Below are 23,494 nucleotides of genomic sequence, written 5' to 3' on the forward strand. Positions count from 1 at the left end.
ATCAACCAGCGCACCAGCGACATGATCTGCGTCTATGTCGCGATCGGCCAGAAAAGCTCGGCGGTCGCGCGCGTGGTCGATCAGGTGCGGCGGCATGGCGCGCCGGATCGCACCATCTTCGTCGTGGCGAGCCCCGCCGCGGCGCCGGGGCTGCAATGGATCGCGCCGTTCGCGGGCTTCACGATGGCCGAGTATTTTCGGGATGGTGGCGGCCATGCGGTGGTGGTGCTCGACGATCTCACCAAGCATGCCGCGACCCATCGCGAGATCGCCCTGCTGATCGGACAGCCGCCCGGGCGCGAGGCCTATCCAGGCGACGTCTTCTTCCTCCATTCCCGCCTGCTCGAACGTGCGGCGCGTCTCTCGACGGAGAAGGGGGGCGGTTCGCTCACGGCTCTGCCGATCGCGGAGACCGATGCCGGCAACGTCAGCGCCTATATTCCGACCAATCTGATCTCGATCACCGACGGTCAGATCATTCTCGACGCGAAGCTGTTCGCGCAGCGAGAGCGCCTATGGCGCAGCGCATGGCCAGCTCTTTCACGCCGGTGGGCGCGGGGCTGCGATCGGTGACATCAACGCGCGTAACGGCAACGAACCCGGCGTCAGCTTCTACACCCACATCTCGGATCAATATGACCCGTTTGCGAGCAGGGTGATCGCGGCGACAGCGGGCAAGGCGCCCTATGTCCTCGACGGGCTGCTCTACCATGCCACCGGTCTGTCGATCGAAGAGCATTACACCGATACCGGCGGGGCCTCCGACCATGTATTTGGCCTCATGCCGTTCTTCGGCTACCGCTTCGCGCCGCGTTTGCGGGATCTGAAGGAACGACGCCTGCATCTGCTGCCGCAGCAGGATGCCGGGGCGCTGCTCGTCGGACTGACCGGCGATCCGGTCGCGGTCGGCCACGTCGCTGACCATTGGGACGAACTGCTCCGCCTCGTCACCTCGATCCGCAGCGGCACCGTCACCGCCTCCGCCATGCTGCGCCGGTTGTCCGCCTATCCACGTCAGAACGGCCTTGCGCTGGCATTGCGTGAGGTCGGGCGGATCGAACGCTCGATTTTCATGCTCGACTGGTTGCGCGACATCGACCTGCGCCGGCGTGCCCAGGCCGGACTCAACAAGGGAGAGGCGCGCAACGCGCTCGCCCGAGCGCTGTTCTTCAATCAGCTCGGCGAACTGCGGGACCGCCGGTTCGAAAACCAGACCTACCGCGCCTCCGGCCTCAACCTGCTCGTAGCCGCCATCATCCTGTGGAACACCCGCTACCTCGAACAGGCCATCGCCGGCATGGCCGTGCCTCCTGAAACTGCCCGCCACATCGCACCGCTCGGGTGGGAGCATATCTCGCTCACCGGCGACTACCGCTGGAACACCGACGACCGCCCTCCGGTCGGCCAGCTCAGGCCGCTACGCACACCCACATCGTTGCTCGCTGCATGACGCGGCTTCGTGTTCGCCTATCGTTCACGCTTGGCGTACGCTGGTCACACTTTCGTGTCGTAGCCCCGCATAGAGCATGGGTTGATGGCGCGGATATTCGCCGACGCGCGAATAGAGCATCCGCACCAGGCTGGAGAGCGTCGTCACGCTGCCGACCGAGGATCGCGCGTTGGCCGAGCCGCGCTGCTGCTGCAACGCGACCGCAGGCGGCAAACCGTCGATCGCGTCGACCTCCGGCACGCCGGCCTGGTCGATCAGGCGACGGGCATAGGGCGCAACCGATTCCAGATAACGCCGCTGCGCTTCGGCATAAAGGGTGCCGAACGCGAGCGATGACTTGCCCGAGCCCGATATGCCGGTGAACACCACGAAGGCGTCGCGCGGTACATCGACGTCAATATTTTTGAGGTTATTCTGGCGCGCGCCGCGAACCTGCACGCAAGCGGGCGGCCCTGTATGCCCATGATCGGTGGCCGGCGTCGTCGCGTGAATATCCTTGCTCTTCAATTCAGTCTTCCTGCCCTAACCGCCCGTGCGGTCCAAGGTTCATCACAGTCGGGTAACAGATGAATGCTTTTCCGACTCAATACATCCAAAGGTCAGGCTGACCCGATATTCGGCACCTTTGGAATATTTTTCCAGCATTGGACAAAGGTTACGACAAAACCATTTTCCCCGTTGGGTCGCGCGACGAGGCCACACACACTCCGCTGGTAAGCGCCTGGGCCAGGCGGCCCTGGTCCGTGCCGCTATCGGCATGTAACGACCGTACTTCGGCGCTTGTTACCGCATTGCGACGGGTTGCCCATTTGCCAGAGCGCGCTTCATCATGGCCGGGGTCGGGCCATGATGACGGCCGAGTTGTCGATCCGAGCGCCTCGCGCCGCTTCGGATCGGCGGGTCAGTAGTGAATGACCGTGCGGATCGACTTGCCTTCGTGCATCAGTTCGAAGGCTTCGTTGATCTCCTCCAAACCCATCGTGTGGGTTACGAATGGGGCCAGATCGATATCGCCTCTCATCGCATCCTCGACCATGCCGGGGAGCTGTGTCCGTCCCTTGACGCCACCGAAAGCGGACCCCTTCCATACGCGGCCCGTGACGAGCTGGAATGGGCGGGTGGAGATTTCCTCGCCCGCGCCGGCAACGCCAATCACGATCGACTGACCCCAGCCACGGTGCGCTGATTCAAGCGCGGCGCGCATGACGTGGACGTTGCCGATGCACTCGAAGGTATGATCGATGCCCCAGCCCGTCATCTCGATCAGCACTTGCTGGATGGGCTTGTCATGGTCCTTGGGGTTGATGCACTCGGTAGCACCGAACTGGCGTGCCAGCTCGAACTTGGATGGATTGGTGTCGATGGCGATGATGCGACCCGCCTTCGCCTGGCGCGCACCCTGAATCGCCGCGAGGCCGATGCCGCCGAGGCCGAACACGGCGACGGAGTCTCCGGGCTGGACCTTGGCGGTATTGTGGACTGCGCCGATGCCGGTCGTGACGCCGCAGCCGAGCAGGCAGACATGTTCGGGGTTTGCCTCGGGATTGATCTTGGCGAGCGAGACTTCGGCGACGACAGTATATTCACTGAAGGTTGAACAGCCCATGTAATGATAGAGGGGCTGACCATTGTACGAAAAGCGGGTGGTCCCATCGGGCATCAAGCCCTTGCCCTGCGTTTCGCGGACAGCGACGCACAGGTTGGTCTTGCCCGACAGGCAGAAGTCGCACTTGCCGCACTCGGCGGTGTAGAGCGGAATCACGTGATCGCCCGGCCCGACGCTGGTGACGCCTTCCCCGACCTCGACAACGATGCCCGCGCCCTCGTGGCCCAGAACCACCGGGAAAACACCCTCCGGATCACTCCCCGCCAGCGTGTACGCGTCGGTGTGGCACACACCGGTGTGCGTCACCCGTATAAGGACTTCGCCTTTCCGGGGTGGGGCGACATCGATCTCGACGATTTTGAGTGGCTTGCCCGCCTCGAAGGCTACAGCGGCGCGAGATTTCATGTTGGGATACCCTCGTTGAGTTAAACCGATTGCTGGTGCGAGGCCGTTGCGTCAGCGCAAATTCGTGGGGGAGCGATCGCTCACTCCCCCGGTATGCCGGTCAGACCGTAACGACGACCTTGCCGATCTGGTCGTTCGATTCGAGGAAGCGGTGAGCGTCCTGGATTGCGTCGAGCGGGAAAGTGCGCGCGATCCGCGGCTTGAGCGCGCCCGATTCCAGACCCGCCACGATGAACGCCTTGGCACGATCGAGGGCGGCATCGTCCGAGACGATCTCGCTGTAGAGATACCCCTTGAGCGTGAGGCTCTTGCCCAGCACGGAGAACAACGGGAACGGCGTCGGTTCGCCGCTGAGCGCGCCATATTCGAGCAGGATGCCGCCGCGTGCCATGCTCTCGGTCAGCGGCTCGAACGACGGGCCTCCGACCGGATCGAGCACCACGCGCGCACCCTGACCATCGGTTATCTCCATCACCCTCGCTACCAGATCCTCTTCCCCGGTTGCGACGACATGATGTGCACCGGCATCGATCAGGGCCTGGCGCTTGGCGCCGGTACGCGTCGTCGCGATTACCGTCGCGCCGACCATCCGCGCAATCTGGAAGGCAGCAAGGCCGACGCTGCTGGAGGCAGCAGTGACGATGACGAAATCGCCCTCGCCGAGTTTCGCCTGCTCCACCAGCGCACCCCAGGCGGTGACATACTGCATCCACACGGCCGCCGCTTCCTCGAACGACAGCGCCGCCGGATGCTTGACGACGAGGCGGGCGGGCACGTTGGCGACCTCGCCATAAGTGCCCCAGCGCGCGATATCGAGCGGGGGGATGACGCTGACGGCTTCGCCTTCCGCAAACCCGGTCACGTCCGCGCCGACCGTAACGACAGTGCCGGCAGCCTCATAGCCAAGGCGGCTCGGGAACTCGGCTTCCTGAAGGTAGGCATGGTTGCGGAACATCACCTCGGCGCGGTTTATGCCTATCGCCTTCACCGCGATCTGCACTTCGTCGGCCGCGGGCGCGGGGACGGCCACATCTTCAATCCTGAGGACGCTGGCGTCGCCATATTCGTGGATACGGACGATGCGGCTCATTGGAGATTCCTTGATTATTGAATGATCATTCTGTAAGGGAGAAGACCACCCGTTTCAAGACATTATTTATCGATCGTTCCATATCGTGCACCAGAGATGACAGAGACGAAAGCCCGTCGCCGCGCAGGTCGCCCTCGTGTGTTCGACACTGACGCTGCGCTCGACAAGGCGGTGCGGCTGTTCTGGCAGCGCGGCTACGAGGCGACATCGATGGCCGATCTGGTGGCGGAGACCGGCGTCGCCGCTGCCAGTCTCTATGCAGCGTTTGACAACAAGGCGGGGCTGTTTGCGGCGGTGATCGAGCGCTACGCCGCGACGTTCAGCGTCCACCTCTATGCACCCATCAACGATCCGGCGTTGTCCACCTACGAGGCCGTCAAAGGCCTGCTGGAACGAGCGGCGTCATCATTCTCGGAACCTGGAACGCCGGCCGGCTGCTTCATGTATTCGGCAGCGGCAGCCGTTTCGCCGGCGTCCGCCGCCATCGAATGCCTGCTGCGCGACAAGCGTATCGCGGCGGAGGCCCTCCTGATCGAGCGTCTGCAACGCGGCGCCGCGCAGGGCGAGCTTGCGGCCAACACCGATCCGGCCGTGCTAGGCAAATTCATCAATACGGTCATGGAAGGCATGTCCGTTCAGGCGCGCGACGGCGCTACGATCAACGAACTGCTCTCCATCGCCAAAATGGCACTCGATCGATGGCCGGCCGCGATATGATCGCTACATGGTGGTCATCTGCCAATCCGCCTCCCGCGACCGAACTGTCGAACTCATCTCATAGGACAAAAGCACATGAAACACGTGACATTGCCCGGCGGGGAAGTGGTTCCTTCGATGGGTCAAGGCACCTGGAAGATCGGCGAACGTGCCGAACGGCGATCCGATGAGATCGCCGCGCTACGCGCCGGTGTCGAGCTAGGCATGACGCTCATCGATACCGCTGAAATGTACGGCGATGGCGCGGCGGAAACGCTGATCTGCGAAGCGCTCGGCGATCGTCGCGACCAATTATTCCTCGTCAGCAAGGCGTATCCACAGAACGCATCGCGCTCCCGCCTTGCCGGTGCGTGCGAGGCGAGCCTGAAGCGGCTCGGCACCGATCGGCTCGACCTCTACCTGCTCCACTGGCGTGGATCGTTGCCGCTCGCTGAGACGATAGAGGCAATGGAGGCGCTGAAATCGGCAGGAAAGATTCGGCATTGGGGTGTCAGCAACCTCGATACCGACGATATGGACGAGCTTGTCGCTGCCGGCGGGGATGGCTGCGTGACCGATCAGATCCTATACAATCTCGTCCGTCGAGGCCCTGAGTTGGACCTGTTGCCGTGGCTCGCACAGCACAAAGTGCCAGTGATGGCGTATAGTCCCGTCGAGCAGGGACGCCTCACAAGCCATCCCGCCCTCGACAAAGTAGCGGCCCAGGTTGGCGGAACCCCTGCGCAGGTCGCACTTGCCTGGACGTTGCGCCACGATGGCCTTATCGCCATCCCGAAAGCGAGTTCGATTGCACATGTGCGGGAGAACCGTGCTGCCGCAGATCTCGTCCTCTCCGACGCCGACCTTGCGACACTCGATGCGGCATTTCCCCGGCCAGCGGGCCGTCGCCCACTCGAAATGCTGTAGCGTCAGATGGCGACATCGTCTTTCAAAGCAACCGAACGCAAATCCGACCGCCTTGAGGCATTCATGGACGCGGTGCTGGCAATTGCCATCACCCTCCCGGTGACCGAACTACACGCACCAGAGCCGACTGACGGCGACCTGGCAGCGGCATACCTAAAGCTGGCACCGGAATATGCCGCCTACGCCCTTAGCGTGATCCTGATCGGTCTTTACTGGGCTTCCAGCCACTTCACCGGCAAGCTTCTGCAAAAAACCGATCATGGTTACAATCTGCTCAGCATCGGCTTTCTTGCCGCTGTCAGCATCACGCCATTTCCTGCGCGGCCGCTCATCGAGCATCTCGGCGATGACGCGGAAAGCAAGACCGCCGTTTTGGCCTATCTGGGCGTGGCAGCGGCGCCGGCGACGTGGTGGTTCGTGCGTTGGGTCTATGCAACCGCGAGGGGGCTTCCAGACCAGCGCCTGACAGACGCCTACCTCAGGCGAACAACCCTCAAATTCGCCGTCACCGCCGGAGCCTATTGGGCAGCCTTTGCCCTGGCAATCTGGAATTGGCGTGCTGGACTGATCGTCGCGGGGATCGTTACGTTGAGCTATATCGTTCCGCCAGCAAAGCCCAGCTACAAGCCAGGCCAAGAACCGGAGAATGGTTGAGACCGGCTATAGACCCGGCGAGGCGGATGCTCACATCGGCTAATCAATCCAGGATCTTATCGATCGTGATCGGCAGGGACCGCACCCGCTTACCGGTCGCGTGATAGATCGCGTTAGCAATCGCAGCGGCGGTGCCGACGATGCCGATCTCGCCTAGGCCTTTCACCCCAAGCGGAGTGCTGCGGACGTCGCAGCGCTGGTCGACCGCCTCGACCGGTACCTGCGCTCGCTCGAGCACGAGCTATACAAGCCGATGTTCGAGGCAGGGATCGAGGCGTGATTGGTGGTCAGTTGCCCCGGGTGGTGGAGTAGCCGTAGGGGCTGACCACGACGGGGACATGGTAGTGCGCGGCAGGATCGATGACGCGGAACACGAGCTCGATCTCGGGGAAGAATGGCGCCGCTTTCCGTTCGGGTAGCCCGACATGTCGAACTGCAGTCTGTAGATGCCCGGCGCGAACCGCGACGGCTACCTACCCGACGCCGATCTCTCGGTCGAAATCGAGCAAACCTGTAGTCCTGCATTACGATCTGGCATCTTGCATCACCGCGAGCAGCTATCGAAACCGGCGTTTATCACCTACAGTCCTGCAAGGCAGGGTCGCCGGTCCTGCGAAACTGATGGTGGGGGTGCCGTTGCGACCTGTGTCAGCTGCGATCTGTGTTCCGGTCCGCAACGAGGAGACTGCGTTACCGAAGTTGCTGGAGGCGATCGGGCGACTGGACCTGGGCGACGTCGAGGCTGCCGTGTTCTTCCTCCTTGATGATTGCTCGGATGCGAGCGAGCAGGTAATACTCGAGCATGCTGGTCGCATGGCCCTTCCGTTCACGGTGGCTCAGGGAGACCCGTGCCCTGATGCCAATGCCGGTCGTGCCCGCCGGGCCGCCATCGCCCTCGGCCTGCATCATGCGACGAGCACGCCCCACGGTATTCTCCTGACGACCGACGCCGACAGCCAGCCCCGTGCCGATTGGGTCAGGGCGGCACTGCAGGGCCTGGCCTCGGCCGACCTTGTCGCCGGGCGAATCGTCCGGATCGCAGCGGAGCGGGATCCGGTGCAGGGGAGGGTCGAGCGCTACCTCGATCGGCTTCACGCCTACCGACGATCGGTCGACCCCGTTCCGTGGGACAGTCCGACCGGCTCCCACTGCTCGGGAGGCGCCAACATGGCCTTCCGACCCGGAGCCTATCAGGCACTGGGTGGCTTCCAGCCGGTGCCATGCGGCGAGGACGCCGCCCTGCTCGACGATGCCGGGCGCGCCGGGTTTCGCGTGCGCCGCGATCCCGGCATGGTGGTTGCGACCTCCTCACGGCGGCTCGGCCGGGCGCCGGGCGGCATGGCGGCTGCGCTCAGTGCCATCGACCATCACGGGGCACCCTCAATGCCGCATCCCCGAGGGGCGGCATGGCAATACCGACAGCAGGCGGAGGCGCGCCGCATCTGGGCCGGGCTCCCCGATTCCTTTGTCGCAGCTCGCTTCGGCGACCGTATCGGATTGACCGGTGACCATGTGATCGGCGTCGCGCGCGACTGCCCCAACGCAGAGGCGTTCGCCATGCGTGTCGTGCCGGCGCTGCCCGATATACCCGACGTCACCCTCGTCGAGGCCGAGCATGCCCTGGCAACGCTCGAGAACCAGCTTTGCGAGCAGGCGGTATGACGACGGCCGGAGCTCTGCGTCATGGGATCGTCGCGGCGGGGTGGGCGACCGATCCCGCCGGCGATCCGACGACGCCCAAGGCATATCTGGACCTGCTCCGCCCTCTTTACGCTGCGGGACGCCGGGATCTCCCCATCGGGCGCCTGCTTGAGGGGCATGTCGATGCGGTGCAGATCGTGTTTCGATACGGCACGTCGTCCCAGGTCGCTGCGTTGCGGGCGCGCATCGCTGCGGGAGCGACGTTGGGTATTTGGAATGCGGGCCTGCCGGGTGAGCCGCTGGTGCTTACCGGCGGACGGCTGACCGGCGGCAAGGGCTATGCATCGGGGGCGGGGATACTGACTCACGCGCTGGTAACCGCGGATAGCGAAAGCGGACCGCAGCTGCTCCTGCTCGACCTCGAGGCCGATCCGCCTGCCATCGATCGGGAGTGGTGGCAGACGATCGGCATGCAGCGCTCGGAGACACATCTGGTACGCTGGTCCGGCTCTGTGATCGGTGAAGACGGCCGTATCGGCGAGCCCGGCAGCTATGCGCGGGAGCCGTTCTTCAGCGGAGGCGCGCTGCGCTTCGCCGCGGTTCATGCCGGCGGCATCGCCGGCCTGCTCGATGCAGTGCGTGACCACCTGACCACCCACGAGCGCGCTTCCGATCCGTTCCAGGCATCGCGCCTCGCCGACCTGTTCCTGCTTGCCCAGGGTGCAGCGGCGAGCATCCGCGACACGGCGGACGCCTGGTTCAGCGGGACGGATGCGGAACGCGTCGCCCGGGTGTCCGCTGCGCGGCTATCGATCGCCGGCTCTGCCGAGCGCGCCCTCACGATCGCGCAGGAGGCGGTGGGGCTGCAGGGATTGTTCCTGTCGCATCCGCTGGCGGCAAAGATCGCCGATCTCATGGTGTACCTGCGCCAGCCTGCGCCCGATGCGCATCGCCTTCGCGTCGGCCAAGCTGTCGCCGAGCACATCCTCGACCCCATCCTGTGAAGATCGCGCTGCGAAACGTGCGTGTCGCGCTGGTGATCGCCCCGCACCCGGATGACGAGGTCATCGGCGCGGCAGGCCTCATTGCGCGGCTTCGCCGCCATGGAGCTCGGGTCCGGGTTGCGGTCGTGACCGATGGTGCCGCATCTCACCGGGGCAGCCGAAAATGGCCGAGGACGCGACTGGTCGCGGCTCGCCAGCGTGAGAGCCTTCATGCGCTACGTCGTCTCGGCATCGTTGCTGGCGACGTCTCGTTCCTCAATTTGCCCGATGGCCAGTTGCCCTCGATCCCGGGGCGCTGTTATCGCGCGCTGCGCCGCCAGGTCGCACGATGCCGGGATCTCGATCTCATCGTCGGACCGGCCTGCGATGACGACCATCCCGATCACCGCGCCGTAGCCGCGGCCGTAGCCGGATGCCCGGGTGGCGCCAGTCGGCTGACCTACCGCGTGTGGCCGCCTCGCCCGGACAGGTCCGGACCGGCATGGCGCATCGCTGTGCCCGGGGGAGTTTCGGTGAAACGGTCCCTGATCCGCGTCTACCGGACGCAGCTCGGCGCCGTTTCCGATGACCCAGCAGGCTTCACGATCGCGAGACACGAGCTTGCGGCCTTTGCTCGTCCGGTCGAGCGCTACCGGCCGGGTTCGAAGTGACGAGCCCGATCGATCTTGCCGGGTTCGCCGCCAAGTTCGCCGGCGACGACGATCCCTGGCGCACCTTCACCGCCCGTGACGAGGCGGTGAAGCGTGCCGCGATCCTGCACGCGATAGGTCACCGACCGGTCGGACGGGTGCTGGAGCTGGCCAGCGGCAACGGATCCAACAGTGCCGCGATCGCGAGGATGGCGTTGCGCCTCGATGCGACCGAGGGCACGAGGGAGGGGGTCGACCTGACGGCACGCGCCGTTGCCGCCTGGCCTCGTGCGTGCGCATCGCTGCTCGTGCTCCCCGGTCGACCGCCACGTCTCGTCTATGACGTGATCGTGATCGCCGAGATCCTGTATTACCTCTCAGCGCGAGAGATGGCCCGGGTTGCGCGTGAGATGGCCGCTCGCCTGCGCCCAGGCGGCATCATCGTGCTCGCGCACCACAGGATTGATTTCTACGATTTCGTCCAGCATGCGGCAGGGATCCACGCCCGGTTCCTCGCAGAGACCGGGCGTTGTTGGACGGTTCGCACCGCGGGCCGCACCGGCCGCTGGGTCGTTACCGCGGCCCGCGCCGATGGTATGACCCGATCCCGTTGAACGCGAGCGAGGCAGCACGTCCCACGTCCGTGCGATATGAGGCTTGCCGTTAAGTGGAGCGGCAGGACGTCCACCTGCCGCTCCCGCCAGGGTCGTCAGGCCGCCGCGTCGAGATCGACCTTCATCTCCCGAGCCCAGAACCTGAGGTCACGACAGGTCGTGACGAACGCCTTGACGTCCTTGCTCTTGCTTAGGGCTACGAAGCCATCGTCAAGCTCCGGCACCCGAGAAGCGTCGAACAACGTGGCGGCTGCATCGGTGTAGCCGATGAACTTGCAGTGGCCGAACGCGTCCGCCACGAAGTCCTTGGAGGCCGCATCCTTGGCGAGCAGCGCAGCCCCTTCCTCGGACGGAAGCACCGCGACGGCATCGAAAAGGACCGAAGGTCCGCCGTCGATCTTCTGCTTGGCCGCGACCTTGGTGCCGTCGTCGAGCGTGACCCCGCCGATCTTCGGCGCGACCACCTCCCAGACCGCGCCTTCGGCTTCCAGCGCCTTGGTCAGCGCATTGAACAGCTCGGCGCTCGACCCATCGGTCAGCAGCAGGCCCATCTTTCGCCCGGCGAAATTCGCCGGGCCGTTGGCGACGATCGAGAGCGCCGACGATGTCGGCAGGTCTAGCGTCGGCTTGGCCGCCTTGGCGGCGTCCGGCAGGTCGAGGCCGAGCCCGTCCGCGACGGTAGCGGCGAGATCCTCGTCGATGTTGCGCAGGTGGCTGACCGCCCGGGCCCGGATGTCGACACGATCTACCTTCGACAGCTCGAACACCAGCGCGTCGCCGATGTGCTTCTGCTCGATCGGCTGCTGGCTGAGATAGAACTGCCGTGCCTGGCTGTAATGATCGGCAAAGGTTTCGGACCGAATCCGCTGCTTGGTCCCCTGAACCTCGGCGGGGAAGCTGGTGAAGCCGATCTCCGGGTTCTCGCGCGGACCGCCTTCCGCGCCCCAGCTGTTCGGCTCATAGTTCACGCGCCCCTTCGGATTGCGCATCGCCATGTGGCCGTCCTGCTGGAAGTTCATCACCGGACAGCGCGGGGCATTGATCGGCAGGTGGGTGAAGTTCGGGCTGCCGAGCCGCTTCAGCTGGGTATCGAGATAGGAGAAGTTGCGGCCGTGCAGCAGCGGGTCGTCACTGAAGTCGATGCCCGGCACGATGTTCTGCGTGCAATAAGCGACCTGCTCGGTTTCGGCGAAGAAGTTGTCGACGTTGCGATTGAGCGTGAGCGTACCGACGATGCGGACCGGCACGTCCTCCTCGGGGATGAGCTTGGTCGAGTCGAGATGGTCGAAGGGAAGCTTGTCGGCGGTTTCCTGATCGAACAGCTGGACGCCGAGGTCCCATTGCGGGAAGTCACCGCTCTCGATCGCCTCCCAAAGATCGCGGCGATGATAGTCGGGATCGGCGCCGCTGATCTTGACCGCCTCGTTCCACAGCACCGACTGGAGCCCCTGGCGCGGCTTCCAGTGGAACTTGACGAAGGTCGCCCTGCCTTCCGCGTTCACCAGGCGGAAGCTGTGGACGCCGAAGCCCTCCATCGTGCGGAAGGAGCGGGGGATCGTGCGATCGGACATGATCCACATGATCATGTGCCAGGTTTCCGGGGTGAGGCTGGCGAAATCCCAGAAATTGTCGTGTGCGGTTTGCGCTTGGGGGAACGCCCGGTCGGGCTCCTGCTTGGCCGCATGGACCAGATCGGGGAACTTGATGGCATCCTGGATGAAGAACACCGGGATGTTGTTGCCGACGATGTCCCAGTTGCCCTGCTTCGTGTACATCTTGACGGCGAAGCCGCGCACGTCGCGCGCCAGATCGCGCGAGCCCTTGTTGCCCGCTACCGTTGAGAAGCGGACGAACACCTCGGTCTGCTGCCCGACCGTGCTCAGCACGTCGGCGCGGGTGTAGTCGGCCAGACTGTCGGTCAGTTCGAACACGCCGTGCGCGCCATAGCCGCGTGCGTGGACGACGCGCTCCGGGATGCGCTCGTGATCGAAATGGAAGATCTTTTCGCGGAGGATGAAGTCTTCGAGCAGCGTGGGGCCCCGCAGACCCGCCTTTAGACTGTTCTGGGCATCCGCGATCGGGATGCCCTGCTGCGTGGTCATGGTAAGTGCCGCGTCCGAGGTCGTCTGGCGGGTTTCGCCGCCATGGCCCTGCTGTTCGGCATAGTTCGTCGGCTGGTCGGCACCCGCCGGCAGCGGCGGTGCCTTCTTAGCCGTCTCGCCCTTGAGTTTCACCGCGTCGCTTTTGATGCTCTTGCGTGCCATGGACGTAATCCTCCGATCATGCCCTTAATGCCACCAGCGCCACGGCGGTGCGAGGCATAAATCTTTGTAGCGACTGGGAACCGACCCGGAGGAGCGAAATCAAGTTATGTCAGTCGAGCATGGTCGCCGGTTCGAACGACAGGCGCGGGCTCGGCAACGTAAGTGTTCATGGCTGCGCAGAACCCGACTGCGGCTTCCTTGGTCCTGGATCACAGCCAGGGAAAGCCGATATGGACCGGTTGAGGATGTCTTAACGCCTTGCCGTTAGCCGAGCATGATGTACTCCCAGGTCGTACAGGTTTTCGACTGCGTCCGGCACGACCACGATCCGTGGTTGGTGCTGCTCGCGGGCCTGGTTTGCCTCTGCGGTATCTATGCGTCCTTTGCCCTGGCCGACCATGCCGTACGCTCAGGGCGGAAGACGCGCAGCCTGTGGGAACCTGTCACCATCGCGTCGGCCGGCTGCACGGCCTGGGCGACCCACTTCATTATCTTGCTGGCTTTCAAGCCGGGCATGCCGTCTGCGTTCAACCCGCTGGCCGTACGGCCGTTTTACGGCCGCTCGTTGATGTAAACGAATCAAATAGACGGGGACCCATGCCGCGGCTCAAGGCGTTGAGCGTCATAGACATGGCCCTGACGACAGGGACATCCACTCAGATGAGGAAACGACATGCGCGCACTATGCTGGCACGGTAAAGGCGATGTCCGTGTCGACACCGTCGCGGATCCCGAGATCAAGCACCCGCGCGATGCGATCATCAAAGTAACCGCCTGCGCGATCTGCGGGTCGGACCTTCACCTGCTGGATGGCTACCAGCCCACCATGGAGGCCGGCGACATCCTCGGCCACGAGAACATGGGCGAGGTCGTGGCGCTCGGGTCCGAGGTCACCAACCTCAAGATCGGGGACCGGGTAGTGGTGCCGTTCACCATCAGCTGTGGCGAGTGCTGGTTCTGCAAGAAGGGTCTGTTTGCGGCCTGTGATCAAACCAATCCGAACGCCGAGATGGCCGCCAAGGCGATGGGCCATTCGCCCGCCGGGCTGTTCGGCTTCAGCCACATGCTGGGCGGCTACTGCGGCGGCCAGGCTGAGTATCTTCGCGTGCCGATGGCGGATGTCGGCCCGATCAAGATTCCTGACAACGTTACCGATGAGCAGGCCCTCTTCCTATCGGATATCTTCCCGACCGGCTACATGGCCGCCGAGAATGCACAGATCGAGCATGGCGACACCGTCGCGATCTGGGGCTGCGGTCCGGTCGGCCAGTTCGCCATCCGCTCCGCGCTGATGATGGGCGCCGGCCGCGTGATCGCGATCGACGAGGTGCCCGAGCGACTCGCCATGGCGGAGGCCGGTGGCGCTGAGACGATTAACTTCGCCGAAACCGATGTCTATGACGAGCTGCAGGCGCGAACCAAGGGCCGGGGCCCCGACAGTTGCATCGATGCTGTCGGCTGCGAGGCGGCCGCGCACGGGGCGGCGGACGCGGTCATGGACAAGGTGAAGGCAAGCATGATGCTCGCCACTGATCGCGTCCACGTCCTGCGGCAGGCGATCATGAGCTGCCGCAAGGGCGGCACGGTCTCCGTGCCCGGCGTCTACGTCGGGATGGGTGACAAGCTTCCGATCGGTGCAGCGATGAACAAGGGGCTGACGATCAAGCTTGGGCAGACCCACGTGCAACGTTACACCAAGCCGCTACTGGATAAGATCGTCGCGGGCGAGATCGATCCCAGCTTTGTGATCACGCATCCGGCCAGTCTTGAGGACGCGCCCGAGATGTACGCCAAGTTCCGTGACAAGCAGGAAGGTGTAATCAAGGTTGTCATGCGGCCGCACGGCTGATTGGCGGAACAACCGGGAACAGGACGCTTATCGATGCCGATCGCCGCCGCCGCTGTGGATTATGTTCAGCGGCGGTGTCGATCAGCTTGCAACCAAGTATGTCGGCAGATCTAGGTGTCAGTCAGGCTGCAACGGATGATTCTTGCGGAGAGGCAACGAGCCATAGCCGCAGCGCTTCTTCCTCCATCGGACGGGCAAAATAGTAACCCTGCGCCTCCTCACATTCCAACTCGGCCAGGATCGCCGCGGCTGCGGCGGTCTCGACGCCCTCGGCAACGACCCGGTAGCCGAGATCGTGCGACAGCGTGATCATCGACCGGACAAGCGCCTGTCCACGCTCGTCATCGGCCAGATCGCGAAACGAACGACTGATCGATCGGGCTGGTGCCCACCATCGCGGTCGCGCCGATCGAACATACCGCGACGTTCCTGACCGTGGTGTCCATGGCGGCGCTCGGGCTCGGGGTCGATATCCGCACCGTCGCCAAGGCTGGCGGACGGGTCACGCTGGCGGTGGTGCTGTCGCTCCTCTGCTTGGGCGGAATCAGCCTGATGCTGATTTGCATGTTGAAGCTGTCGTGAGGGGCGGCGCGAAGGGCCTGAAGCTTGGCTTTTCAAGTTTGGCCGCTTACACCTCACCCGATCAACACCTTCTCTCTCGACGGTGGTGGTGGGACACCCTTGAGGCACTTGCACGCTGCCAAGGTTCGTCTGCGAGAAGGGGACGCCGGCGTATTTCGGCAATTGGTACCGCTCCGTCGCCTGTGTTTCGTGGCGGGGCGGTATCCAAACTCATCGGCTGTGAAACAACATGAAACCGATCAGCCTGCCGCATCGCTGGTCGGATCCTCGCATCCGGCATGCGATCGACCGAAGCACCAGATCGCCCCGTACCCGATCATCAAGCCGATCAGGACCAACAGCGGGGTGGCGGCTTCAGCGATCGGAGCACCCATCTGGTTGAAGCGAATGAACAGGTGCATGGCGGCCGTAGCCGGCGAGAACCAGGCGATCGCCGCCAGCCAGCCCGGCATCTCATCCAGCGGCCATGCGAACCCGGCCAGGAAGACGAGCGGCACCGAGGTCGGCATTAGGAGCTTCAACGCGTCGTCGCCGCTGCGGAACAGGCTTCCCGCGACCAGTCCGAGAGCCGCTACCGTGGCCGCGAACACAGGAAGGGCGAGCAGCAGGCCGGGCACATTGCCGGTGCGTGGCACGTCCTGCACCCAGAACGCGAACCCGAACACGAACAGACCGGCAAAGATGCCGATCAGTGTCATCGCTATCCAGGTGCCGAGGGCAGTTGCACGGTCGCGCTGCCAATCACCACGCCGACGTCGTTCAGCGATCAGCCGCGCCGACGCGAAGAGCAACGTTTGCTGAAGTATGATGTTGGCGATCGCCGGGAACACGTAGTCGCGATAACCACCGGTGGTGTTGAACAGCGGCTGCATAACGATTGTCGCGCCGGACCGACTGCGACGAGCGGTAAGTGACCCAGTCACTTCAACCGCCTGCTCTCTCACGACATCGCCTAGCGCGCGGGCGATCCCTTCAGCACGCACGAAGTACGTCCCGTTGACGATCAAGGCCGCCCCCGCCCCGGGCCGCCCCTTCAGTGCCGCTCCGCCGAGACCTTTCGACAGGTAGAGAATGCCGTAGGCACGCCGTTGGCGCACTTCTTCACGCGCCGCCATGATGTCGGGTGTCAATCGGCGTCCAAAAAGGACCCCCTATCGGCGTGCAAAAGGGACCCCCTTCGTCGAGCAGCGTGACGGGTATGACGGGCGCTTTGTTCGCGCTGGTTGCGGCGTAGGGCGGGCGTAGCCCGACCGGAGGCGCAACCAGCGCGAAGCGTTCTCTGCCGGTGGTCCTGGGCGTCAACTGCGGTGCTTGAAGCGCCAGCTGTCATTGCCCGTTTCGACGATGTCGCAATGGTGGGTAATGCGGTCGAGCAGCGCGGTGGTCATCTTGGGGTCGCCAAAGACGGTCGGCCACTCGCCAAAGGCGAGGTTCGTGGTCACGATGACCGAGGTCTGCTCGTAGAGCTTGCTGACGAGGTGGAAGAGCAGTTGGCCGCCCGAGCGGGCGAACGGCAGGTAGCCAAGCTCGTCGAGCACCACCAGATCGAGCCGGGAGAGCTGGGCTGCCAGCGTGCCGGCCTTGCCAAGACGCGTTTCCTCCTCAAGCCGGTTCACCAGGTCCACCGTGTTGAAGTAGCGCCCCCGGGCGCCGGCCCGTACCACATTGGTGGTGATGGCGGTGGCGAGGTGCGTCTTGCCTGTGCCCGTCCCACCGACAAGCACGACGTTGCGCCGGCCCGGAAGAAACGAGCCGCTGTATAGCGAGCGCACCAGTCCCTCGTTGATGGGGGTGTCATCGAAGACGAAGGCGTCGAGGTCCTTCACCGCGGGCAACCTGGCGGCCGACATCCGGTAACGGACCGACGCTGCATGGCGGTGCGTCGCCTCGGCACGCAGCAGGTCGGTCAGGACCTCCATGGTCGTGCGCTTGCGCTGGAGACCGGTGGTGACCGCCTCGTCGAAGGCGCCAGCCATGCCCTTCAGCCCCAACTCGGTCATGGCCGTCATCATCTCATGCCGCTGCATGGAGACCTCGCAGGCTGTCATAGCGGTTGCAGTCGGCGCGGGGCGGATGGCGCAGCGCCAGGTCCTCGGGGGTGACAATGGTTAGCGGTCGTGGCGGTTCTCGCCTGCGGGCCAGGATGTTGACGATGACGTCGTCGCTGGCGGTGCCGGCCAGCAATGCTTCGCGCACGGCCGCTTCCACCGCCTCGAGCCCGTCATCGAGCACTGTCGCCAGCACCCGCACGAACCGCCGGTCGGCGTCGTCGCCGGCGCCGAGCTTGCGCCGCAGCCGTGACAGCGCAGGCGGCAACTCCCAGCCCTGGAACGGTGCGCCGTTGCGCAGGGCGCCCGGCTTGGTCGCCAACACCGGCAGATAATGCCACGGGTCGTAGATGGTCCGGTCCCGGCCAAAGAACCGGGGATGGTCGGCGACGACTTCACCGTCGCAGCGCACGACGATGCGGTCGGCATAGGCGCGGACCTGAACGGCACGTCGCACCACCCTGGCAGAAACGGAGTAGCGGTTGCGGTCGAAGCTGATGAGGCAAGTGCCGCTTACCGCATGCTCGCTCTCGTGGAAGCCGTCGAAGGGCGCGACAACAGGCTGGAGCACCGCCCGTTCGGCTGCCCATGCCTGGGCGACCGTCAGTTCCTTCCGCTCGGGATGCCGGTGCATGTCGGCCCAGCGCCGACACTCGGCCTCCAGCCAACCGTTCAGCTCCTCGAGGCTGGTAAATCGCAGGCGTGGCTGGAAGAAGCGGCCGCGCGCGGTCTGTACCTGGTTCTCGACCTGACCCTTCTCCCAGCCCGACGCCGGTGAGCAGGCGGTCGGCTCGACCATGTAATGGTTGGCCATGACCAGGAAGCGCCGGTTGAAGACCCGCTCCTTGCCCGTGAACACGCTCGTCACCGCCGTCTTCATGTTGTCGTAGATGCCGCGCGTCGGCACGCCTCCGAAGAAGGCGGCGTGAACACGCTCTACATCACGCCAGGCTCGCCATGGGAGAACGGCTACAACGAGAGCTTCAATGGCTCGCTGCGTGACGAGCTGCTTAACGGAGAGATCTTCTACAGCCTCGCCGAGGCCAGAGTGCTGATCGAGGCGTGGCGGCGCCACTACAACACCATCCGGCCACATAGCAGCCTGGGCTATCGCCCACCCGCACCAGAAGCGGCGACGCCGCCATTGCCGGCCTCCGGTTCCGCTTCGCTCCACCTGCGCCCGGCAATGGCGGCGGAGACGACAATGCACTAACTATCTACCCGGACCACCCGGTGGGGGCTGCTCACGAAGGCTATTGCGACGCACTCTCAAATCACCTATTGCGTTGGTGAGAGAGATTCGCAAAAGGGTCAACGGTGAGAAATCTTGGTATTGGAACTGCACTCGGCTTCGGGCTGCTCACCGTCCCGGCAATGGCTCAAGACCAGTTCCTGCCGGGCCCCGGCAGCACCTCGCAAACGATCATCGTGACCGGCGTCCGCGACGGCTATCAGATCGATGCGACCAGCACCGCCACGCGCACACCGACCGAGCTCAACGATGTCCCCCAAGCGGTATCGATCATCACGGAAACGCAGATCGACGACCAGGCGATGCGCTCTATTGCCGATGTACTACGCTATGTCCCCGGCGCCGTAATCTCTCAAGGTGAGGGACACCGCGATCAGATCATCCTGCGCGGGAACAGCAGCACCGCGGACTTCTTCGTCGATGGCTTGCGTGACGACGTGCAATATTATCGCGGCCTCTACAATGCAGAGAGGATCGAGGTTTTGAAAGGTCCCAACGCGATGATCTTCGGGCGCGGCGGCGGCGGGGGCGTGATCAACCGCGTCACCAAGCGCCCTGTCGCCAACGCCTTCATCAGCGGCAGCGGTTCGGCGGACACATATGGCGCATGGTATGTCGACGCCGACATCAGTCAGCCACTCAGCGAGTCCGTCTCCACCCGGATGAACGCCGTTTACGAGGAGTTCCGAAACAATCGCGACTTCTATGACGGGCGCCGGGTTGCGATCAACCCGACCGTCGCGCTCTCGCTCGGCGGTGCGACTCGGATCGATCTGGGCTTCGAATATAACAGCGACAAGCGAACGATCGACCGAGGCGTCCCCTCGGCCGTCCAGGGCTCGCTCGCGAGCCCATCACGTCCGCTTACCGGCGTCCGCGACACCTTCTTCGGTGTGCCGGGGTTCAACGTCAGCGATTTCGAGGCCAAGGTCCTAAATGGCCGCGTTGAGCACCGCTTCAGCGACAATCTGACCCTGACCAGCCGGATCCTGTACGGTGATTATGACAAGCTCTATCGGAACGCCTTTGCGGTAACCCCGGTCACGCCGCGCGGCGGCGTCCGCAGCGTCGGCCTCGAAGCGTATAGCGATCCCACGACGCGCACGAACCTGCTCAACCAGAACGACCTTGTGTGGACCGTCACCACCGGCCCCGTTCGCCACGTGCTGCTCGCCGGCTTCGAAGTTAGCGACCAGCGCACGCGCAACCAGCGGATCAACGGCTTTTTCGGGGGTGGCGATATCGTCAATGGGGGGCGGCGCGTCTTTGTCGGGTTGGCCGACCCGATCACGGTGCCGCCGGTTACGCTGCGCACCGCCGCCAACACCGGCTACCGGTCGGTCCGCACGAACGCCGACGTCACTGCCTTCTACGTGCAGGACCAGATCTCGATCGGCGACCATGTCGATGTCATCGGCGGCGTTCGCCGCGACCGCTTCACGCTCAACGTCGACGACCTGGTTGCCGCACAGAGCTATAGCCGCACGGACACCCTGTGGTCTCCCCGAGTGGGCGTGGTGCTCAAGCCGGTGCAACCTGTCTCGATATACGCCAGCTATAGCCGGTCCTTCCTGCCGCAGTCGGGGGATCAATTCTCATCACTCGATATCACTAGCGCCGCGCTGGAACCGGAAAGGTTCGACAACTACGAGCTTGGCCTCAAGTGGGATATCCTGCCCACGCTGAACCTGACGGCCGCCATCTACCAGCTCGACCGCACCAACACCCGCGCGGCCGACCCCAACGACGCCGCGCGGACGGTGCTGACGGGTGCTCAGCGCAGTAAGGGGTTCGAACTCGGCCTTAGCGGTGCGATCACAGCACAGTGGCAGATCAGCGCGGGCTATGCGCTGCAGGACGCGACAATTCGCAAAACGACGAGTGTCGCCCCGGCCGGGCGCGAGGTTCCGCTGGTTCCCAAACAGCAGGCTTCGCTGTGGACCCGCTACGACCTCACCCCTCGCCTTGGGGCCGGGGTCGGGGTCTATCACCAGTCGAAGAGCTTCACCTCCATCAGCAATACCGCCATCCTACCCGCCTTCACGCGCGTCGATGCCGCAGCATTCTTCAAGCTCACCCCCCAGATCGAGGCGCAAATCAACGTCGAGAATCTGCTTAACAGCGATTATTTCTCGTCCGCCTACAACGACAACAACATCATGCCCGGCGCGCCGACGACGGTGCGCGCGACGGTTAGAATGAGGTTATAACGGCCAACTTGGTCGGTTGCGAGCATATGAACCTTGCAAAAGTCGGTGAGACGCCGCTGGCCGGTTTAGAAACCAGTCTTCGCCGATGGATCACAGGACTGGCGCATGAACTCCAGGGCATCACCGACGCGGCGCACCGCGTCGTTGTCCCCGACGAATATATCGAGACCCTCGTAGGGCTGCGCGCCCCCTTTGATCTCCACCGACGCCTGGGGCGCGTTGGCCGAGTAAAGCGGTCGGATCGCAACCACCTGATCGAGTTTCACGCTGAGGGCGCTTTTGTCGGCGAGCGTGAGCGTAACGAGGCAACCACCTTTCACTCCTACGCTCGTGATCCTGCTGCTCCGCACGAAACCCGGCCAAGGCTTTGCGACGGCTGTGCCGCGGGTCAGCATGTCCTGGATGAATTTCGAAGCACCCGCCACGGTTCGTGGCGCGGCAGGCACCGCTTGCTGAGCCGCCACGGGCGCGGCGCTGCCGAGCGAAAGTGCGCAGATCAATAGGTGAGGACGAAGGAGCATCAGTGAACTGTAGCCGACCCTAGTCTTGCGTGGCGATAGGGAAAGGCGGTGCGGGCGCCCGATGCCGGGCAGGAAACAACGGCACGCCACCCCTGTGATGGCCGTAGCCGTAATCACCTACGTCGAGCTGAAGAAGGCAATTCGCATAGCTCTCCGTTCCAGGCTGGAAGCCATAACTCGCACACGCCGCCCGATGGCGAGCGGCCATTTCTCGCGGACTGACACAGCCAGAAAGCACGAGCGACGTCGAGATGGCGAGAAGCTTGAAAGCGTCACGCACCATTGTCCTGGTCCAAACACGGGCGGAACCCAAAGGGAAGAGCGCCGCCCTAGGCGCAGAATGAACCAGTCCGCAACAAAAGCCAAATGCCATTGTGGCCGGGACTCGCGATGGGAAAGCGGTCGACAACAACGTCACATTAACCTTCTTCCTTCACGGTGGAAGCCGGACCAACCCCGACGCGAGCATAGATGTCGCTTTTCCTCGATCAGACGTTTGCGAGCACCGGGTTAGCTGCGATCCTATTCGGCATCGTCGGCCTCGGCTGCGTGGTGAGCTGGCCGCTCCTACCCTCGCGCCGGGGAGCGCTCATGGTGCAAGGCACCGGCGCGTGCGCCTTCGCGCTGCACTTCGCGCTGATCGGCGCGCCTACCGCTTCGGCCGCATGCGTTCTTTCCCTGATGCAGCTCACCGTCGCGCTGGTGGTTCGTGACCGGGTTGCCAAGCTCGCGCTCGACGGCGCGACGTTGCTCGCGCTGCTATTGCTTACCGTGGCGACCTGGCATGGGCTCCTATCCGGCCTTGCCGCTTGCGGCGGGGCTGCTTCCTTCATGGCACGGACCCAGCGATCAACGACGCGGATGAAGATGGTCTTTCTCGTGGCCGCCCCCTTCTGGCTGGCCCACAATCTTCTCATTGGCGCACCGTTCGCCTTGGCCGTTGATCTTGTATCTGTCGCAGGCAATCTGCTTGGGCTTTTTGCCTTTTGGAAGCGGAAACAGCGTGGAGCGGACGGGCCACGCAGCCTAAGCTGTCCGACGCAGCTTTCCCCACGTCACGCTTTCCGCTCTGGTCACCTATCCCTCGGCAAACTCGCGATTCCAAAGCGCGCGCGCGCGTTACAGGGAGCCCAAGTCTTCACATGACACAGGCGATATACGCGCCCCCACTCCCGCCGGCGCGTTCGATAGCTCAAGTAGGCGGAAAGCGGAGTTGGAGCGAGCCACGCCCGGCGAACCTTGCCGACGCTAAAGCTTTGGTACGCTTGAAGATCGCCCTCGCTCGCGAAGCGGAACATATGATCTTCGATGTCCGAGATCGAGGGGAACTCCTGCGCCGCACAACTGTGGAGCTGAGCGCCGCCGTAGCCGGCGAACGAGGCATCTTCGTCCTGCAACGCATAGGCGACCTCGTCGGCTACATAGATGTGCGGAGCGTGTGCATCGAAGGCGCTGCCGAATTTGCCTCGTTTAATCTGGCTATCCGGACACGGTGGCAGGGACGTGGGCTCGGAACAAGTCTGGTGAAATCCGCCGAGGAATGGGTACGTCGCCGCAGGATACCTTTCCTGATCTTCCACGTTGCTGTTCGCAACGACCGGGCGTTCGCACTCTACCAACGGCTTGGCTATACCGTGTGCGGAGATGTGGTGGCGGCCAACAAAGAATCGGGCGCTACACGTAGCGGCGTGTGCTCGCAAACAGCCTGATTTCCTGCTCACGCTTTCTGCCACTGGCGGGGAGCGTCCTGCTCGAATTATCTGCCAGTGTGCTCGCCATCACCGGCGCTGCTTGCAAACGGGGCGTTGTGCTCACGCTCCGTGCCAATGGGCTCTCCAAACCCGTAGCCGGCAAGCGCTTTTGCGAAGCAGGTTTCCAGAACAGTTCTGACAAGCGGCGGGCCGCAGAAATGCGTTGTCGTCATGTGTAGCTTTCAGCGGTAAATGTCACGAAGTGACATCACTGATTGTCGCCTCCTGCGGCCTGCTCCTTTGGGGAAGCACTGATAAAGCCAGCTTTCCCGCTCGGTCCGGCACGTTGCGCTCTGAGGAA

23 protein-coding genes and 4 pseudogenes are annotated in these 23,494 nt (G+C 64.0%); 16 read left to right on the forward strand and 11 right to left on the reverse strand.

What is annotated here, in order from left to right; all coding sequences use genetic code 11:
* Together S2M10_RS23155 and S2M10_RS17555 are read left to right on the forward strand one after the other, a co-directional pair.
* On the forward strand, positions 1 to 573 hold the full coding sequence (locus S2M10_RS23155; protein ID WP_348770630.1) for a hypothetical protein: 573 nt from the start codon (positions 1 to 3) through the stop codon (positions 571 to 573).
* Positions 530 to 1,450, forward strand: a pseudogene (locus S2M10_RS17555) (transposase); the annotation flags it as partial. The gene S2M10_RS23155 and the pseudogene S2M10_RS17555, both read left to right, overlap by 44 nt.
* Positions 1,451 to 1,516: 66 nt before the next feature.
* Here S2M10_RS17555 and S2M10_RS17560 read toward each other — a convergent pair.
* The 3 genes and pseudogenes from S2M10_RS17560 to S2M10_RS17570 form a co-directional block, all read right to left on the reverse strand.
* Positions 1,517 to 1,888 (reverse strand): annotated as a pseudogene (locus tag S2M10_RS17560) (excinuclease ABC subunit A); the annotation flags it as partial.
* A 463-nt stretch (positions 1,889 to 2,351) separates the two neighbouring features.
* Positions 2,352 to 3,461: an S-(hydroxymethyl)glutathione dehydrogenase/class III alcohol dehydrogenase gene (locus tag S2M10_RS17565; RefSeq protein ID WP_062127096.1), complete on the reverse strand. Its 1,110-nt coding sequence runs from the start codon at positions 3,459 to 3,461 to the stop codon at positions 2,352 to 2,354.
* 100 nt (positions 3,462 to 3,561) lie between these two features.
* Positions 3,562 to 4,551, reverse strand: coding sequence for a zinc-dependent alcohol dehydrogenase family protein (locus S2M10_RS17570; RefSeq protein ID WP_009823890.1), 990 nt, complete (start codon positions 4,549 to 4,551; stop codon positions 3,562 to 3,564).
* A gap of 138 nt (positions 4,552 to 4,689) precedes the next feature.
* Here S2M10_RS17570 and S2M10_RS17575 point away from each other — a divergent pair, with 138 nt between their 5' ends.
* The 3 genes from S2M10_RS17575 to S2M10_RS17585 all read left to right on the forward strand — a co-directional run bounded on the left by S2M10_RS17575 (position 4,690) and on the right by S2M10_RS17585 (position 6,828).
* Positions 4,690 to 5,268 (forward strand): TetR/AcrR family transcriptional regulator, encoded by a 579-nt coding sequence (locus S2M10_RS17575; protein WP_198382195.1) that lies wholly within the window; start codon positions 4,690 to 4,692, stop codon positions 5,266 to 5,268.
* A gap of 75 nt (positions 5,269 to 5,343) precedes the next feature.
* Positions 5,344 to 6,174, forward strand: a complete 831-nt coding sequence (locus tag S2M10_RS17580) for an aldo/keto reductase (RefSeq protein WP_211091118.1) — start codon at positions 5,344 to 5,346, stop codon at positions 6,172 to 6,174.
* Positions 6,175 to 6,180: 6 nt separating this feature from the next.
* On the forward strand, positions 6,181 to 6,828 hold the full coding sequence (locus S2M10_RS17585) for a TMEM175 family protein (protein ID WP_113667991.1): 648 nt from the start codon (positions 6,181 to 6,183) through the stop codon (positions 6,826 to 6,828).
* A 43-nt stretch (positions 6,829 to 6,871) separates the two neighbouring features.
* Here the strand turns inward: S2M10_RS17585 and S2M10_RS17590 are convergent, their stop codons facing one another.
* Positions 6,872 to 7,066: a hypothetical protein gene (locus S2M10_RS17590; RefSeq protein WP_007406887.1), complete on the reverse strand. Its 195-nt coding sequence runs from the start codon at positions 7,064 to 7,066 to the stop codon at positions 6,872 to 6,874.
* A 49-nt stretch (positions 7,067 to 7,115) separates the two neighbouring features.
* Complete coding sequence (locus S2M10_RS22800; protein ID WP_231729964.1) at positions 7,116 to 7,202, reverse strand: hydroxyisourate hydrolase; 87 nt, start codon at positions 7,200 to 7,202, stop codon at positions 7,116 to 7,118.
* A gap of 325 nt (positions 7,203 to 7,527) precedes the next feature.
* Between S2M10_RS22800 and S2M10_RS17600 the strand changes: the two genes are divergently transcribed.
* Genes S2M10_RS17600 through S2M10_RS17615 form a run of 4 tightly spaced genes read left to right on the forward strand, consistent with a single transcriptional unit; the run spans position 7,528 to position 10,716 of the window.
* A complete protein-coding gene (locus S2M10_RS17600) occupies positions 7,528 to 8,490 on the forward strand; it encodes a glycosyltransferase (RefSeq protein ID WP_211091119.1) in 963 nt (320 codons plus the stop codon).
* On the forward strand, positions 8,487 to 9,473 hold the full coding sequence (locus S2M10_RS17605) for a hypothetical protein (protein ID WP_007406880.1): 987 nt from the start codon (positions 8,487 to 8,489) through the stop codon (positions 9,471 to 9,473). The genes S2M10_RS17600 and S2M10_RS17605 overlap by 4 nt, the downstream gene beginning before the upstream one ends.
* On the forward strand, positions 9,470 to 10,123 hold the full coding sequence (locus tag S2M10_RS17610; protein ID WP_007406874.1) for a PIG-L family deacetylase: 654 nt from the start codon (positions 9,470 to 9,472) through the stop codon (positions 10,121 to 10,123). Before S2M10_RS17605 ends, S2M10_RS17610 begins: the two co-directional genes overlap by 4 nt.
* A complete protein-coding gene (locus tag S2M10_RS17615) occupies positions 10,120 to 10,716 on the forward strand; it encodes a class I SAM-dependent methyltransferase (RefSeq protein ID WP_007406872.1) in 597 nt (198 codons plus the stop codon). Before S2M10_RS17610 ends, S2M10_RS17615 begins: the two co-directional genes overlap by 4 nt.
* A 95-nt stretch (positions 10,717 to 10,811) precedes the next feature.
* Here S2M10_RS17615 and S2M10_RS17620 read toward each other — a convergent pair whose 3' ends face one another.
* Complete coding sequence (locus S2M10_RS17620; protein WP_007406883.1) at positions 10,812 to 12,980, reverse strand: catalase; 2,169 nt, start codon at positions 12,978 to 12,980, stop codon at positions 10,812 to 10,814.
* Between the two features lie 274 nt (positions 12,981 to 13,254).
* Between S2M10_RS17620 and S2M10_RS17625 the strand changes: the two genes are divergently transcribed.
* Together S2M10_RS17625 and S2M10_RS17630 are read left to right on the forward strand one after the other, a co-directional pair.
* Positions 13,255 to 13,554, forward strand: coding sequence for a diguanylate cyclase (locus S2M10_RS17625; RefSeq protein ID WP_231729959.1), 300 nt, complete (start codon positions 13,255 to 13,257; stop codon positions 13,552 to 13,554).
* A gap of 99 nt (positions 13,555 to 13,653) precedes the next feature.
* Entirely contained in the window at positions 13,654 to 14,829 is a 1,176-nt protein-coding gene (locus S2M10_RS17630; RefSeq protein WP_007406891.1) for a zinc-dependent alcohol dehydrogenase, read from the forward strand.
* A gap of 121 nt (positions 14,830 to 14,950) precedes the next feature.
* Here the strand turns inward: S2M10_RS17630 and S2M10_RS22455 are convergent, their stop codons facing one another.
* Positions 14,951 to 15,202, reverse strand: coding sequence for an EAL domain-containing protein (locus S2M10_RS22455; protein ID WP_198158551.1), 252 nt, complete (start codon positions 15,200 to 15,202; stop codon positions 14,951 to 14,953).
* A gap of 11 nt (positions 15,203 to 15,213) precedes the next feature.
* Here S2M10_RS22455 and S2M10_RS22460 point away from each other — a divergent pair, with 11 nt between their 5' ends.
* Positions 15,214 to 15,411, forward strand: coding sequence for a hypothetical protein (locus tag S2M10_RS22460; protein WP_066690605.1), 198 nt, complete (start codon positions 15,214 to 15,216; stop codon positions 15,409 to 15,411).
* Between the two features lie 239 nt (positions 15,412 to 15,650).
* Here S2M10_RS22460 and S2M10_RS17640 read toward each other — a convergent pair whose 3' ends face one another.
* The 3 genes and pseudogenes from S2M10_RS17640 to S2M10_RS17650 all read right to left on the reverse strand — a co-directional run.
* Positions 15,651 to 16,541, reverse strand: a complete 891-nt coding sequence (locus S2M10_RS17640; protein WP_168847194.1) for an ABC transporter permease — start codon at positions 16,539 to 16,541, stop codon at positions 15,651 to 15,653.
* A 168-nt stretch (positions 16,542 to 16,709) separates the two neighbouring features.
* Positions 16,710 to 17,438 (reverse strand): IS21-like element helper ATPase IstB, encoded by a 729-nt coding sequence (gene istB, locus S2M10_RS17645; protein ID WP_017977237.1) that lies wholly within the window; start codon positions 17,436 to 17,438, stop codon positions 16,710 to 16,712.
* Positions 17,425 to 18,381: pseudogene (locus S2M10_RS17650) on the reverse strand (IS21 family transposase); the annotation flags it as partial. The gene istB and the pseudogene S2M10_RS17650, both read right to left, overlap by 14 nt.
* Positions 18,382 to 18,390: 9 nt before the next feature.
* Between S2M10_RS17650 and S2M10_RS17655 the strand changes: the two are divergent.
* Positions 18,391 to 18,672 (forward strand): annotated as a pseudogene (locus tag S2M10_RS17655) (transposase); the annotation flags it as partial.
* A gap of 104 nt (positions 18,673 to 18,776) precedes the next feature.
* Positions 18,777 to 20,921 carry a TonB-dependent siderophore receptor gene (locus S2M10_RS17660; protein ID WP_348770628.1) on the forward strand — a complete coding sequence of 715 codons (2,145 nt, stop codon included), beginning with the start codon at positions 18,777 to 18,779 and terminating at the stop codon, positions 20,919 to 20,921.
* Positions 20,922 to 20,986: 65 nt separating this feature from the next.
* Here the strand turns inward: S2M10_RS17660 and S2M10_RS17665 are convergent, their stop codons facing one another.
* On the reverse strand, positions 20,987 to 21,442 hold the full coding sequence (locus tag S2M10_RS17665) for a hypothetical protein (RefSeq protein ID WP_037569531.1): 456 nt from the start codon (positions 21,440 to 21,442) through the stop codon (positions 20,987 to 20,989).
* Positions 21,443 to 21,913: 471 nt separating this feature from the next.
* Here S2M10_RS17665 and S2M10_RS17670 point away from each other — a divergent pair, with 471 nt between their 5' ends.
* Positions 21,914 to 22,588 carry a YgjV family protein gene (locus S2M10_RS17670; protein WP_082731248.1) on the forward strand — a complete coding sequence of 225 codons (675 nt, stop codon included), beginning with the start codon at positions 21,914 to 21,916 and terminating at the stop codon, positions 22,586 to 22,588.
* Positions 22,585 to 23,151 (forward strand): GNAT family N-acetyltransferase, encoded by a 567-nt coding sequence (locus tag S2M10_RS17675; RefSeq protein ID WP_082731249.1) that lies wholly within the window; start codon positions 22,585 to 22,587, stop codon positions 23,149 to 23,151. The genes S2M10_RS17670 and S2M10_RS17675 overlap by 4 nt, the downstream gene beginning before the upstream one ends.
* Positions 23,152 to 23,494: the final 343 nt, after the last annotated feature.

It is taken from the genome of Sphingomonas sp. S2M10 (assembly GCF_012650175.1).
Taxonomy (GTDB): Bacteria; Pseudomonadota; Alphaproteobacteria; order Sphingomonadales; family Sphingomonadaceae; genus Sphingomonas.